At 45.0% G+C, this 13,334-nt stretch carries 15 protein-coding genes and 1 tRNA gene; 4 read left to right on the top strand and 12 right to left on the bottom strand.

Annotated features, from left to right (window positions below; all coding sequences use genetic code 11):
- Window position 1: 1 nt before the first annotated feature.
- The 12 genes from rplV to BLR43_RS05890 form a co-directional block, all read right to left on the bottom strand.
- A complete protein-coding gene (gene rplV / locus BLR43_RS05945) occupies window positions 2–331 on the bottom strand; it encodes a 50S ribosomal protein L22 (RefSeq protein ID WP_021813373.1) in 330 nt (109 codons plus the stop codon).
- A 10-nt stretch (window positions 332–341) separates the two neighbouring features.
- Window positions 342–617, bottom strand: a complete 276-nt coding sequence (gene rpsS / locus BLR43_RS05940) for a 30S ribosomal protein S19 (RefSeq protein ID WP_010196682.1) — start codon at window positions 615–617, stop codon at window positions 342–344.
- A gap of 12 nt (window positions 618–629) precedes the next feature.
- A complete protein-coding gene (gene rplB, locus BLR43_RS05935; protein ID WP_058025575.1) occupies window positions 630–1,457 on the bottom strand; it encodes a 50S ribosomal protein L2 in 828 nt (275 codons plus the stop codon).
- An 11-nt stretch (window positions 1,458–1,468) separates the two neighbouring features.
- Entirely contained in the window at window positions 1,469–1,819 is a 351-nt protein-coding gene (gene rplW / locus BLR43_RS05930; protein WP_071003149.1) for a 50S ribosomal protein L23, read from the bottom strand.
- The gene (rplD, locus tag BLR43_RS05925; protein WP_058025577.1) at window positions 1,816–2,418 is read right to left on the bottom strand and encodes a 50S ribosomal protein L4; all 603 of its coding nucleotides are present in this window, start codon (window positions 2,416–2,418) and stop codon (window positions 1,816–1,818) included. Before rplD ends, rplW begins: the two co-directional genes overlap by 4 nt.
- A gap of 14 nt (window positions 2,419–2,432) precedes the next feature.
- Window positions 2,433–3,071: a 50S ribosomal protein L3 gene (gene rplC / locus BLR43_RS05920; protein WP_093069562.1), complete on the bottom strand. Its 639-nt coding sequence runs from the start codon at window positions 3,069–3,071 to the stop codon at window positions 2,433–2,435.
- A 49-nt stretch (window positions 3,072–3,120) separates the two neighbouring features.
- Entirely contained in the window at window positions 3,121–3,432 is a 312-nt protein-coding gene (gene rpsJ, locus BLR43_RS05915) for a 30S ribosomal protein S10 (RefSeq protein WP_010196670.1), read from the bottom strand.
- A gap of 408 nt (window positions 3,433–3,840) precedes the next feature.
- Complete coding sequence (locus BLR43_RS05910) at window positions 3,841–5,445, bottom strand: Rne/Rng family ribonuclease (RefSeq protein WP_093069559.1); 1,605 nt, start codon at window positions 5,443–5,445, stop codon at window positions 3,841–3,843.
- A 120-nt stretch (window positions 5,446–5,565) separates the two neighbouring features.
- Complete coding sequence (locus BLR43_RS05905) at window positions 5,566–6,252, bottom strand: Maf family protein (RefSeq protein WP_093069557.1); 687 nt, start codon at window positions 6,250–6,252, stop codon at window positions 5,566–5,568.
- 74 nt (window positions 6,253–6,326) lie between these two features.
- Window positions 6,327–6,812 carry a rod shape-determining protein MreD gene (gene mreD, locus BLR43_RS05900; RefSeq protein ID WP_071003141.1) on the bottom strand — a complete coding sequence of 162 codons (486 nt, stop codon included), beginning with the start codon at window positions 6,810–6,812 and terminating at the stop codon, window positions 6,327–6,329.
- A gap of 132 nt (window positions 6,813–6,944) precedes the next feature.
- Window positions 6,945–7,799, bottom strand: coding sequence for a rod shape-determining protein MreC (gene mreC, locus BLR43_RS05895; protein ID WP_093069554.1), 855 nt, complete (start codon window positions 7,797–7,799; stop codon window positions 6,945–6,947).
- 230 nt (window positions 7,800–8,029) lie between these two features.
- Complete coding sequence (locus BLR43_RS05890; protein ID WP_071003137.1) at window positions 8,030–9,067, bottom strand: rod shape-determining protein; 1,038 nt, start codon at window positions 9,065–9,067, stop codon at window positions 8,030–8,032.
- Between the two features lie 620 nt (window positions 9,068–9,687).
- Here BLR43_RS05890 and gatC point away from each other — a divergent pair.
- The 4 genes from gatC to BLR43_RS05870 all read left to right on the top strand — a co-directional run bounded on the left by gatC (window position 9,688) and on the right by BLR43_RS05870 (window position 13,297).
- Entirely contained in the window at window positions 9,688–10,002 is a 315-nt protein-coding gene (gatC, locus tag BLR43_RS05885) for an Asp-tRNA(Asn)/Glu-tRNA(Gln) amidotransferase subunit GatC (RefSeq protein ID WP_093069551.1), read from the top strand.
- Window positions 10,003–10,083: 81 nt separating this feature from the next.
- Window positions 10,084–11,580, top strand: coding sequence for an Asp-tRNA(Asn)/Glu-tRNA(Gln) amidotransferase subunit GatA (gatA, locus tag BLR43_RS05880; RefSeq protein ID WP_093069548.1), 1,497 nt, complete (start codon window positions 10,084–10,086; stop codon window positions 11,578–11,580).
- Complete coding sequence (gene gatB, locus BLR43_RS05875; RefSeq protein WP_093069545.1) at window positions 11,580–13,106, top strand: Asp-tRNA(Asn)/Glu-tRNA(Gln) amidotransferase subunit GatB; 1,527 nt, start codon at window positions 11,580–11,582, stop codon at window positions 13,104–13,106. Before gatA ends, gatB begins: the two co-directional genes overlap by 1 nt.
- Window positions 13,107–13,220: 114 nt before the next feature.
- A tRNA-Pro gene (locus BLR43_RS05870) sits at window positions 13,221–13,297 on the top strand.
- Window positions 13,298–13,334: the final 37 nt, after the last annotated feature.

Raw genomic sequence — 13,334 nt, 5'->3', positions numbered from 1 at the left:
CTTATTCTCCTACCTTTATAGTGATGTGACAAGTACGCTTGCTGATACGATCAGCGCGACCTTTGGCACGTGGTAGGATACGTTTTAGCGTAATGCCTTCATCAACATAGATAGTAGCGACTTTTAGGTCGTCAATATCTAGGCCGTGATTATGTTCGGCATTGGCGATAGCTGAGTTAAGACATTTCTTAACAAACACAGCGCCTTTTTTATTGCTATACGTTAGGATATCCAAAGCACGCTCAATAGATTTGCCACGAACTTCATCAGCAACGAGTCTAACTTTTTGTGCCGATATGGCGGCACCGCGTAATTTTGCAGTTACTTCCATGGTAAGCACCTTATCTCTTAGCTTTTTTGTCAATGCCATGACCACGATACGTACGAGTCGGGGCAAATTCACCTAGTTTATGACCAACCATCTGCTCACTTACGATAACCGGTACGTGAGTACGGCCGTTGTGGACAGATAAAGTCAGGCCAACCATTTGTGGTAGGATCATCGAGCGGCGCGACCAAGTTTTAATTGGCTTGCGTGAGTTGGTGTCTAATGCATTCTCAACTTTAGCAAATAAGTGCGCGTCTATGAATGGACCTTTTTTCAATGAACGAGGCATGAAATTCTTCCTTTATTTCTTCTTGGCGCGGCGGCGGATGATCATGTTGTCAGTACGCTTATTATGACGCGTTTTAAGTCCTTTAGACTTCTGACCCCAAGGGCTAGTTGGATGGCGACCTTTGTTACGACCTTCACCACCACCATGTGGGTGATCAACCGGGTTCATCGCGACACCACGAACTGAAGGACGAACACCACGCCAACGTGAAGCACCAGCTTTACCAAGTGATTTCAAGTTGTTTTCAGTGTTAGAAACTTCGCCAATAACAGCACGGCAATTTACGTGTACACGGCGAGTTTCGCCTGAACGTAGACGTAAAATAGCGTAGATACCGTCACGGCCTAATAACTGAACGCTAGCACCCGCAGAACGAGCCATCTGTGCACCTTTACCGATTTTAAGTTCGATATTGTGAATCACAGTACCCAATGGAATGTTTTTTAGCGGTAGGCAGTTACCTGGACGTATTGGAGATGTTTCGCCTGACATTACTGTATCGCCAACTGCTTGTTTTTTAGCAGCGATGATGTAACGACGTTCGCCATCAGCATACTTAAGTAATGCAATATGTGCAGTACGGTTAGGATCGTATTCAATACGCTCTACCACAGCTGGGATATTGTCTTTAGTACGTTTGAAGTCGATAATGCGATAATGTTGCTTATGACCACCGCCAATGTGACGAGTAGTAATACGACCATTATTGTTACGACCACCTGACTTACTTTTTGATTCTAGAAGCGCTGCATAAGGACGACCTTTATAAAGGTGTGGATGCACCACTTTTTCAACAAAACGACGGCCTGGTGATGTTGGCTTTGCTCTTACGATAGGCATGAGTGTAATCCTTATTCGTTATTCGCTGTTTCACTAGTAGAAGCAGTCGTGTTTGCGACTTCTTCACCAGCATCAGCCATTTGTACATCTTGACCAGCTTTTAAGGTAACATAGGCTTTTTTATAGTCGTTACGACGGCCGATACTTTTACCAAAACGCTTTGTCTTACCTTTAACATTCAAAGTGTTTACTTTAGTAACTTCAACACCTTCAAACATCAACTCAACTGCTTTTTTGACTTCAAGCTTAGTAGCGTTAGAGTCAACTTTAAATACCTGCACACCAAGTGAGTCGCCAAGCATTTGAGATTTTTCTGAGAATACAGGCCCTCTTAAGACCTGATAAAGTCTTGCGTTGTTCATGCTAGTGCTTCCTCAAATTGTTTCGCAGCTTCAACTGACATGATCACTTTATCAAATGCGATCAAGCTCACTGGATCCACTTCGTTTGTACCAAGTACATTGACGTGCGGAATGTTGCGAGCAGCTAAGTATAAGTTTTCGTCAACTTCTTTGGTGACGATCAATGCACGTGGTGCATCAAGCTCATTTAGCTTTGCAATCAGTTCTTTAGTTTTCGGCCCAGAAACGCTCAACTCTTCTACCAAAATCAGACGCTCTTGACGAATCAATTCTGCTAGGATGCACTGCATCGCACCGCGATACATTTTACGGTTTACTTTCTGTGACCAATCTTGTGGTTTTGCAGCGAATGCACGACCACCTGAACGCCAGATTGGGCTACGAATAGAGCCCGCACGAGCGCGACCAGTACCTTTTTGGCGCCATGGCTTGATACCACCGCCAGAAACTTCGGCACGGGTTTTTTGAGCGCGTGTACCTTGGCGAGCACCAGCTAGATAAGCGGTGACGACTTGGTGCACTAATGCTTCATTGAATTCACGACCAAAAGCCGTGTCAGAAAGCTCAACCGCTGCACCTGTAACTGTTTTTAAATCCACGTTAATCCCCTTGCTTAGGCTTTGACTGACGGACGTACGATAACATCGCCACCGGTGGCACCTGGGATAGCACCTTTGATGACAAGTAACCCTTTTTCGGCATCAACCGAAATCACTTCTAGGCCTTGAACAGTAACACGCTTGTTACCCATCTGACCCGCCATCTTTTTGCCTTTGAATACTCTACCTGGTGACTGGTTTTGACCAGTTGAACCATGTGCACGATGAGACACTGAGTTACCATGAGTAGCATCTTGCATACTAAAGTTGTGACGTTTGATTGGACCTTGGAAGCCTTTACCTTTGCTTTGTCCTGTCACATCAACCTTCTGACCTTGTTCAAACAAGTCAGCTAGAATCTCACCGCCAATCTCACGACCTTCAAGATCGCTATCGTTGACACGAAATTCCCAAACACCACGACCAGCTTTAACGCCAGCTTTCGCGAAGTGACCTTTTTGTGCAGCAGTTACGCGACTGTCACGACGGGTACCTGTGGTGACTTGGATGGCTTGGTAACCATCTACATCAGTATTTTTTACTTGAGTAATGCGGTTTGCATCGACCTCAACCACTGTTACAGGAATAGATGCGCCTGTTTCAGTGAAGACACGGGTCATGCCGCATTTTTTACCGACTAAACCGATCGCCATTTTAGACCTCTTTATATCTTATATTAATGGGTTGGGTGTGTAATGTGCATTAACCCAAAGCAATTTGGACGTCAACACCCGCCGCTAAATCTAATTTCATTAGCGCATCCACAGTTTTGTCAGTAGGCTGAACGATATCAACCATACGCTTGTGAGTACGGATTTCGTACTGATCACGCGCGTCTTTGTTAACGTGTGGTGATGTTAGAACGTTGAAGCGCTCAATGCGAGTCGGCAACGGTACAGGACCACAAACTTGCGCACCGGTGCGCTTTGCAGTATCAACAATCTCTTGTGCAGATTGATCAATCAGACGATGATCAAAAGACTTAAGACGGATACGGATTCTCTGGTTAGCCATGCCAGCAAGCTCCTAATATGTGCTTTCGTCATTCTTGGTTTGCAAGACTATGATCAAAAGCAGTTTGGTTAAATATTCACTTAAAGCGGCCTTCTGTTCTTAACCAGAATCAGTTCTTTATCCGAACTTATAGCGTGCCAAAAGCAAAATAGTTTAAAGCCCCGCCAACTCTCCTGTAATGGATGTCAGCAAAGGCATAATGAAATAGTGCCAGAAACGATGCTCCAGCTGTCATAGCGCCAGCTTTTTTAGTCAGCTGCGCATATATAATTCAGTGGTGTGTATTATACAGAGTATTTTAGGTATTGCAAGGGCAATATCTAGCGTAATTAAAGACCTCAATTTTCAGAAAACTGTTTTGTTGGTCAAGATACTTGTAACAAGTCTCTGGCAGTAGGCTCAGTAATCTCAGTCCAAAACAATATCATACTGCTCTTGGGTATAGAGATTTTCTACGTCAAATGTAATCACTCGACCCAGTAGATACTCTAGATCGGCTACTGTATCTGACTCTGATGTCAGCAATAAATCAATGACTGCCGCATGAGCCACTACTGTGAATTTCTTAGGAGAATTATAAGTACGAGCGCAGCGCATGATCTCACGGAAAATCTCAAAGCAAACGGTCTCTGCGGTTTTAACGAACCCACGACCTTGGCAAGTTGAGCACGGCTCACAAAGCTGCTGACCCAATGATTCACGCGTGCGCTTGCGTGTCATCTCCACTAAGCCAAGTTCACTAACCTGCGTAATTTTGGTTTTGGCATAGTCTTGGGTTAGCTGCGCCTGTAAGCTCTCTAGTACATCATCCTTATGCTGCTGCTCTAGCATATCGATAAAATCTAGAATAATAATGCCGCCTAGATTACGCAGGCGCAGCTGACGTGCGATGGCATGTGTGGCTTCTAGATTAGTCTTATAAACGGTGTCTTCTAATGAGCGACCGCCTACAAAAGAGCCTGTATTCACATCAATCGTCGTCATTGCTTCTGTTTGGTCAATAATCAGATAGCCACCAGACTTCAAGTCAACACGACGTTTCAATGCGTCACGTAAATCATCTTCAACCCGATGCACGTCAAACAGTGACTGCTCTGCCGTATAATGCACGATTTTATCGTAAATGAACGGTACAAACTCTTTGGCAAAGTATCTGACTTGTTCATAAACTTGCGTATTATCGATGATGACTTTTTCGGTATCAGCATGTACCAAGTCACGAATAGAGCGCAGTGGTAGCGATAGTTCTTGATAAATCAGCTCTGAGCTTTGGTGATGATTGATCTCTTGGCGACGAGCACAGATGGTACGCCAAAGCTGCAACAGGTAATAAATATCCTCTTCTAGCTTGTTTACAGGAACACGCTCGGCGGCAGTACGAGCGATGAGTCCACCTTTTAGATTGACCGTTTGCATTAAGCTACTAAGCTCAGTTTTTAGACGCGTGCGCTCTTCTTCACCATCAATACGCTGTGATATACCGATATGATCGCTTGATGGTAGATAAACCAGATAGCGAGATGGCAACGATATATTGGTCGTTAAGCGAGCACCCTTACTGCCTAATTGATCTTTGGTGACTTGTACCAAGATACGCTGGCTTTCGTGTAATCGATGCTGAATCAAGGTCTTAGAAACAGGCACGACCTCCGTACTTTGAGCACTGACAACAGGTGGCGTGACTGCTAAGCTATCCGTGGATGTTTCTAAGATGGCGCTATTGTCACTATTATCTTTTTTGATATTTGTAGCGGCTTTGCTTTTGTCTTCTGCAACTGGGCGAGGCTCACGCTGCATATCATTAACATGTAAAAACGCTGTCCGCGATTGACCGATATCAACGAAGGCTGCCTGCATGCCTGGAAGGACACGTACGACTGTGCCCAGATAAATATTGCCGACCAAACCCAGTTTGTGATGTCGCTCAATATAAATCTCACCCAAGATGCCATTATCTAAAACCGCAACACGGGATTCCATTGGACTAATATTAATCAGCAGCTCTTCGGACATAGTTTTTTCTCTTATCTCTCAGCTTTCTTATCAGACGGTCACCGTCTATTAGATTGACAGTGTAACAAATGCGCCTTGCTCTTGCCCATTGCCCTACCGTGTCATTATGTGCATATATAATTATAACGGGTCAACGATATCCTCACTGCCTTCTGTCATGTCTTTGATTAAGGCCAGCGTTTGCGCCAGTGGAAATCCAACGACATTGGTGTAACTGCCGTTGATACGGCTGACCCAAGCAGCACCCAAACCTTGAATACCATAGCCACCCGCTTTATCAGCAGGCTCTCCACTGTCCCAATAATTGCTCATCATCTCTGTAGTCAATGGTATAAAGGTTACTGCTGTACGCTCAGTAATTTGCTGCTGGTCGATAATTTGAAATGCCTGAGTGCGCTTTGATGCATTGTGTTCTGTTCCTTTAGGTAGCCGCTGTATTTTGGTGGCTTGTACGGCAGTCCATACTTCATGGATATTATCTGACATCTGCTGCCACATGCTATAAGCATGCTCACGATCGGTCGGTTTGACCAGTACTGTCTTGCCATCTGGTAACACTCCGATGGTATCAGAGGTCAAAATGATAATTAATTCGTTGGTACCGTTCTCATCGATTTCTAATGTGCCGTTTAGTTGCTCTATGGCAGCCATGGCTTTGGTAGCGACCATACGCTCAATATAGTCTTTGGGTAATTCATCATCTTGCGGCGTTTCGTCAATATCTACACTCAATACTCTAAAATCTAACTGTGCTCTTGCTAGTAGCTCTCGACGGCGCGGCGAACCAGACGCTAAAATGATATCCATCGCTCTTCTCTTTATTTACAGATTTATGAGGTATGTATTTTTTAGATATTTTGCATATAAGTTAATAAACCTCATTAACGCGCAAACTTGCGTAGAGCCAGTAAGACAAGTGGCCAGCTGATGATACTCATCATAAGCGACAAAGCAGATTTTGCGATAAAGGTATTTTGGATAAACATCTGCAGCATCCATAAATTTAGCTGAAAAACAATTAATCCTAAACTGGCTATCAACCATGCGCTGATGGTATTTAGTTGTCTAACATAGATACTAGTAATTTTGATCACTAGTGCCACCACGACAGCGGCAAAGGCTTGTTGTCCTAGATGGGTGTCCATCAGCAAATCTGTAATAAGCCCAATAGTAAATGCGGTAAAGATACCCACATAGCGCGGCTGGAACAGTAGCCAATATATCAGCACCATAATCATAATCATGGGCCGTAATGTTGCCATACTTGGGCTTAACGGATAGACATTGAGCGATGAAGCAATGATAAAGCTTAGAACAATGACCACAATCAACAGTGCCGTTGAATTCTCAGAATCAGGATACGACATGAGTATTTACCTTCGATTGTGTAGCGACCGCTGTTATAGGATGCATTGGGTAATAATGAGATAGTACGATAGGCAAAATTTTGATAAAAAAGGCAGCTGACATTATTGGTTAAAACGTTATGACATCAGAATTCATTGACTACTGCTCTTACTCTTAGTGAGCATCTTGTCTTGTAATATCAAGACATAAGCGTTGTCAATAAAGTTTGCAGAAGGCGTGACCTCAATGATTCTAAAGTTATCCGCTTGCCCATCTTTGATGTGAGCAATACGGCCAACACGATAGCCCGCTGGAATTCGCCCACCCAAACCAGATGATACCAACTCATCACCCACGCGCACGTCTGAAGTCTTAAAAACATAGTTTAGGCTCAGTGCAGATGGGATACCTTGGCCTGTCACAATAGCCCGCTGACCAGTACGTTTGACAGTGACAGCCACTGACTGCTGGTCATCTGTAATCAATAACAAACGGCTCGTATTAGGATAGACGTTAATGATCTGTCCTAAAATACCATCTTCATCGATAACCGTTTGTCCCACTTGTACACCATCTTGCTTGCCTTTATTGAGCACAACAATCTGTCTGAGTAAGTTGGTATCTGTACCAATGACTTGCGCCAAATTCAAATCAAACTGCTCAGGCTTCGTGGTGGATAAAATCCCTTGCAAGCGTGCGTTTTGCGCCAAGATATAATCTTGTTGCTGCAGTTTGGCATGTGCATGAATGAGTTGCGATTTTAGCTGCATGTTTTCGCGGCGCAGCGCTTCTTTTGACTGCAAACTACCACTCGCCCAATGCTTGGCATAGCTCGGTAATAAAGACATCTCATAAATAGGCTGCATGGCAGCATGACTGGTACTACGTACTGGATTGAACCATTCCGAGTTTTTGCTATCAAACCACATCAGTATTAAGGCTGCTATCAATACAATGGCAGTCTTACGAAGGGATAAAGCTTGGCGCGCAAAGATACTTGGAGTCATAAGTCGTCTAATTTAAGAATTCTAAAATGAACAATAGCACTTATTTAGAGCATAAATGTTTATCGGTGATATTGGGTTCTAGCATGGATTAATGCAATTAAAGGCAGCGCAGTCGGCTACCTTTAATTTATATACTTGTCATCGCATCGGCTACATCAATGATTGATGCATAAGCCATGAGGCATTATAGATATCCTAACAGGGAAACCATGCTCATGAGCAAAAGCTATTTAGACAAAAATCATATTCAAGCTTTTGTTATTGATGAAATCAAGGGCGATACCACCACCACGGCTAACGCAGGTTAATGGGTCTTCTGCTACGGTCACTGGCAAGCCTGTCTCTTGTGAGATAAGCTTATCTAAATCGCGTAGCAATGCGCCACCACCCGTCAATACGATACCGCGCTCTGCGATGTCTGATGACAACTCTGGCGGTGTCTGCTCAAGAGCGACTTTGACTGCACTGACAATACCGCTTAGTGGGTCAGTCAATGCTTTTTGTACTTCTTCTGAATTGACGATAAAGGTTTTTGGTACGCCTTCTGCCATACTACGACCACGAACCTCTACTTCTAGCTGGCTATTTTCATTCAATGCAGAGCCAACTTCTTTTTTGATGCGCTCAGCGGTCGTCTCACCGATCACACAACCATGCGTACGGCGCACATGTGTAATAATCGCCTCATCAAACATATCGCCACCGATACGGATAGATTCAGCATAGACGCAACCAGATAGCGCGATAACAGCAATCTCAGTGGTGCCACCACCGATATCGACGACCATAGAACCACTGGCTTCATGAACAGGCATGCCAGCACCGATAGCCGCAGCCATTGGCTCTTCTAGCAATAATACTTTGCTCGCGCCTGCTGATGATACTGCCTCACGAATCGCCTTACGCTCAACCAAGGTAGACTTACATGGTACACAAACCACCACGTTAGGCTGTGCCATAAAACGCTTGGCTTTTACCTTAGTGATGAAGTGTTTTAGCATTTTTTGCGTCACTTCAAAATCAGCAATCACACCGTCTTTTAGCGGGCGAATCGCTGTGATATTGGCAGGCGTACGACCCAGCATTTGCTTGGCATCGATACCCACAGCAGCGACGGTCGGGTTTTGAGTACGATTGCTTCGTAATGCGACCACCGTAGGCTCGTCAAGTACGACGCCTTTATTAGGAATAAAAATAAGGGTGTTCGCAGTACCGAGGTCGATAGCGATATTATTTGATAAAAATCCAAACAGGTTCATGACTAATATATCCAGCGTCTTACGAATGAGGCGAATGAGATTGACTGAGGTGTTACTCGTCAGTGTTGAGCAGGTCGTCGTTAGACATTAACGGGAGCGAAAGTGAATCATCGCAACCAGTCAAACCTAAGCAATAATGATGAAATGAAAAACTGAGCTAAATTATACCGATTTAGCTCAAAAAAAACATAGGTATTTGCATCAGTAAGCAAGGATTTTTGTCTGAGACGCTAAAAGTTGTTACAAAGTTTGAAATAATAGTAGTGACTATCATTCAACTCAATGAAACTGCTTTTAATGTGATAACTAACAAGGCTCTACAGGCAGATAATTGTTTTGCTTAGTAGTAGGTGCATACTGTAACGTATTTTAGAACCTAATTGGGAAGCAATTGAAAATCAATCATGAATTATGCGGTCAGTTTTGCAAGTATTTGCGTATTGCTATGCCGGCACTCTGCCCTGATTGATACGGATGTTGATTGATATTGTGCATCAATCAAGCCTCATACTCTGTAAACTTGGGTCAGATGCTTTATAATAAGCCAACTTTATAGCCAATTACATTTGAGCGCTTATATATTTGCCTTATCCCTACTCTAACAAAAACTGTCCTTAACTGGAGAAACTATGTCTCAGCAATCAGCAACGTCTGACAACACTGTCAGCCGTGAAGAAATCCTGGAAGTTGCCAACCTTGCACGCTTGGGTGTCAATGAAAGCACGGCCGATAGCTATGCCGCCGATATCAGTAAAGTATTAAAATTGATGCATACCTTATCTAACGTTGATACAACAGACATCAAACCACTAGCCAATATCCATGAAGCTTGCCAAGAGTTACGTGCTGACGTAGCCAAACACGATATCAATCGCGAGCGCAATCAGTCAGTCGCGCCTGCCGTTGAAGATGGCTTATACCTTGTACCTCAGGTGATTGAATAATAGTGGCTGAATAATACAACCACGCATTTGCCATTATCCTATTTTATTTTATGCTATTCACATTTTGACGGACGACACCTTATGTCTGAACTTCATTTATTAAGTACCGAGCAGCTAATTACTGGCTTGCAAGACAAACAATTTAGCAGCGCAGAATTAACCGAGCATTACATCAAGCGTATCGATGCGCTAGATGGCAAAATCAATAGTTTTATCACGCATACTTCTGAGACAGCACGTGCACAAGCAAAAGCCGCTGACGAGATGCGTGCACAAGGCGATCAGCGTCCACTACTTGGCGTACCAATGGCGCACAAAGACATCTTTTGTACCCAAGGCGTATTAACGACTTGTGGCTCTAAGATGCTGCATAACTTTGTCTCACCATATGACGCGACTATCGTCTCTAACATCGACAAAGCTGGCATGATTAGCTTAGGTAAGCTCAATATGGATGAGTTTGCCATGGGCTCAGACAACAGTAGCTCATACTACGGCACCGTACAGAATCCTTGGAACCTAGAGCGCGTCCCTGGTGGCTCATCAGGTGGTAGTGCCGCTGCCGTTGCCGCAGGTTTTGTCCCTGTTGCGACTGGTAGTGATACGGGCGGCTCTATTCGCCAGCCTGCTTCATTCTGTGGCCTAACCGGTATCAAACCGACTTATGGCCGTGTGTCACGTTTTGGTATGATTGCTTATGCCTCAAGTCTAGACCAAGCGGGTAGCATGGGACGCAGCGCTAAAGATTGTGCTTATTTGCTACAGCCAATGATTGGGCACGATCCGCGCGATGCCACTTCTATCAAATACGATATGCCCAACTACGTACAAGACATCAATGATGCAGAGGCTGCGGCTGGTGATAAGCCATTTGACGGTTTGCGTATTGGTGTGGCAAAAGAATATTTCAGTACAGGGCTTGATAGCGAAATCGAACAAGCAGCACGTGCCGCTTTAAAGAAATACGAAGAGCTGGGCGCAACGATTGTAGAAGTGAACATCACTGACCCTGAAATCACGCTCGCCACCTATTATATGCTAGCACCTGCCGAAGCGTCTTCGAACTTGTCACGCTTCGATGGCGTACGCTTTGGCTATCGCTGTGAAAACCCAAACGACCTGATTGATCTATATACACGCTCACGTTCTGAAGGCTTTGGCCCTGAAGTACAGCGCCGTATCTTGACAGGGACTTATGCGTTATCTGCTGGCTACTTCGATGCTTACTATACTAAAGCACAAAAAATCCGCCGCCTAATCGTCAAAGACTTTGATGATGCTTTTGCCAATTGTGACGTCATCGCCAGTCCCACCGCGCCGACCGCAGCTTATAAGCTGGCAGAAGACCTTGACCCTGCGACCATGTACCTAGGCGACGTTTATACCATCGCGGTCAACCTAGCGGGTCTACCTGCGCTCAGTCAGCCAGTAGGTTTGACGACAGAAGGCCTACCTATTGGCTTGCAATTAATCGGTAAGCACTGGCAAGAGAGTCAATTGCTCACGACTGCGCATTTGTTCCAGCAGCATACCGACCATCATCTACAACACTCTACCATCGCAAAGGAGACGGTATAATGAGTACAGCTACTACTGATAACAGTGCCGTCCGCGAGCACGCTGTGCGTAAAGAGCTATTCGTCGATAGCTATGAAGTGGTCATCGGTATCGAGATTCACTGCCAGTTGAATACAGAAAGCAAAATATTCTCAAGTGCGCCAACTGTCTTCGGTCATGAGCCAAACAGCCAAGCCAGTATCGTCGATTTAGGCTTACCTGGTGTATTGCCAGTATTAAATGCTGGCGTGGTCGATCGCGCGCTAAAATTCGGTATCGGTGTCAATGCTGAGCTGGGTCTGTTTAATACATTTGATCGTAAAAACTACTTTTATCCTGACTTGCCTAAAGGCTATCAAATCACTCAGATGGCCAATCCTATCGTGGGTGAAGGCTATATCGATGTCGTGGTCAACGAAGGCGAGAAAAACGAATATCCAAAACGTATGGGTATTACCCGCGCCCATCTAGAAGAAGATGCGGGTAAATCTGTCCATGACGCAGTCGATGGTATGACGGGTGTGGATTTGAACCGTGCGGGTACGCCGCTGATCGAAATCGTCTCTGAGCCAGACATGCGCTCTGCTCACGAAGCGCTTGCCTACATCAAAGCCATTCACCAGCTGGTCACGTGGCTCGGTATCTCAGACGCTGTGATGGCTGAAGGGTCATTCCGCTGTGACTGTAACGTCTCTGTACGCAAGCCAGGCGCTGAGCTTGGTACCCGTACTGAGCTAAAAAACCTAAACTCGTTCCGCTTTATCGAACGTGCTATCAATCGTGAAATCGAGCGTCAAATCGACATCCTAGAAGATGGCGGCAAAGTCGTACAAGCAACGATGCTATATGATCCAGAGCGCGATGAAACACGCACCATGCGTACCAAAGAAGACGCCAACGACTATCGCTACTTCCCTGATCCTGACTTGCTACCTGTCCGAATTGAGCAGCATACCGTTGACGCGATCAAAGCAGCCATGCCAGAGCTACCCGTCGCTCGCCGTGCACGCTTTGAAGAAGCGCTGGGCCTGTCAGAATATGACGCTCGTATCCTAACGGCCAGTCGTCAGATTGCTGATTATTTTGAAGCTGTGGTCGCAGAAGTTGGGCAAGCAGATGCCAAAATGGCTGGCAACTGGGTCATGGGCGACTTGCTCGGCGCACTGAACAAAGACGATAAAGACATCACCCACTCCCCTATCAGCGCCAAACAGTTGGCTGGTATGCTAAAACGTATCAAAGATGACACGCTATCTGGCAAATTGGCCAAAAAAGTCTTTAGTGCCTTATATGAGCGCGAAGGCGGCGACGGCGATGACGCAGCAGATAAGATCATCAAAGAAAAAGGTCTCAAGCAGGAAACTGACACGGGCGCTATCAAAGCCATGGTCGAAGACGTCATTGCAAAAAATGAAGCGATGGTCGAAGAATATCGCGGCGGTAAAGAAAAAGCCTTTAACGGTTTGGTCGGTCAAGTCATGAAAGCCAGTCGCGGTAGTGCTAACCCGCAGCAAGTGAACCAAATTCTAAAAGAATTGTTAGGTTAACACGAGCAGCGTAGCAATTAGACTGATTATGCTAGGCAGAAAGGTATTGTAGATTTTGACTAATATAAATAGCCCTTGCAATATACATAATTTTGCGTAAAATAGTCAGTCATTCGGGGCGTAGCGCAGTCTGGTAGCGCACTACACTGGGGGTGTAGTGGTCGCAGGTTCAAATCCTGCCGTTCCGACCAAACATAGCAGTAAAGAGAAAAGCCAATCATTGTTTTC

This window comes from Psychrobacter pacificensis, from assembly GCF_900101915.1.
GTDB lineage: Bacteria > Pseudomonadota > Gammaproteobacteria > Pseudomonadales > Moraxellaceae > Psychrobacter > Psychrobacter pacificensis.
This window is presented reverse-complemented; position numbering and strand designations above follow the sequence as displayed.

Coding starts and splice junctions, on each gene's coding strand:
- rplV (WP_021813373.1), bottom strand. CDS start 331: ATGGAAGTAACTGCAAAATTACGCGGTGCCGCCATATCGGCACAAAAA.
- rpsS (WP_010196682.1), bottom strand. CDS start 617: ATGCCTCGTTCATTGAAAAAAGGTCCATTCATAGACGCGCACTTATTT.
- rplB (WP_058025575.1), bottom strand. CDS start 1,457: ATGCCTATCGTAAGAGCAAAGCCAACATCACCAGGCCGTCGTTTTGTT.
- rplW (WP_071003149.1), bottom strand. CDS start 1,819: ATGAACAACGCAAGACTTTATCAGGTCTTAAGAGGGCCTGTATTCTCA.
- rplC (WP_093069562.1), bottom strand. CDS start 3,071: ATGGCGATCGGTTTAGTCGGTAAAAAATGCGGCATGACCCGTGTCTTC.
- rpsJ (WP_010196670.1), bottom strand. CDS start 3,432: ATGGCTAACCAGAGAATCCGTATCCGTCTTAAGTCTTTTGATCATCGT.
- BLR43_RS05910 (WP_093069559.1), bottom strand. CDS start 5,445: ATGTCCGAAGAGCTGCTGATTAATATTAGTCCAATGGAATCCCGTGTT.
- BLR43_RS05905 (WP_093069557.1), bottom strand. CDS start 6,252: ATGGATATCATTTTAGCGTCTGGTTCGCCGCGCCGTCGAGAGCTACTA.
- mreD (WP_071003141.1), bottom strand. CDS start 6,812: ATGTCGTATCCTGATTCTGAGAATTCAACGGCACTGTTGATTGTGGTC.
- mreC (WP_093069554.1), bottom strand. CDS start 7,799: ATGACTCCAAGTATCTTTGCGCGCCAAGCTTTATCCCTTCGTAAGACT.
- gatC (WP_093069551.1), top strand. CDS start 9,688: ATGTCTCAGCAATCAGCAACGTCTGACAACACTGTCAGCCGTGAAGAA.
- gatA (WP_093069548.1), top strand. CDS start 10,084: ATGTCTGAACTTCATTTATTAAGTACCGAGCAGCTAATTACTGGCTTG.
- gatB (WP_093069545.1), top strand. CDS start 11,580: ATGAGTACAGCTACTACTGATAACAGTGCCGTCCGCGAGCACGCTGTG.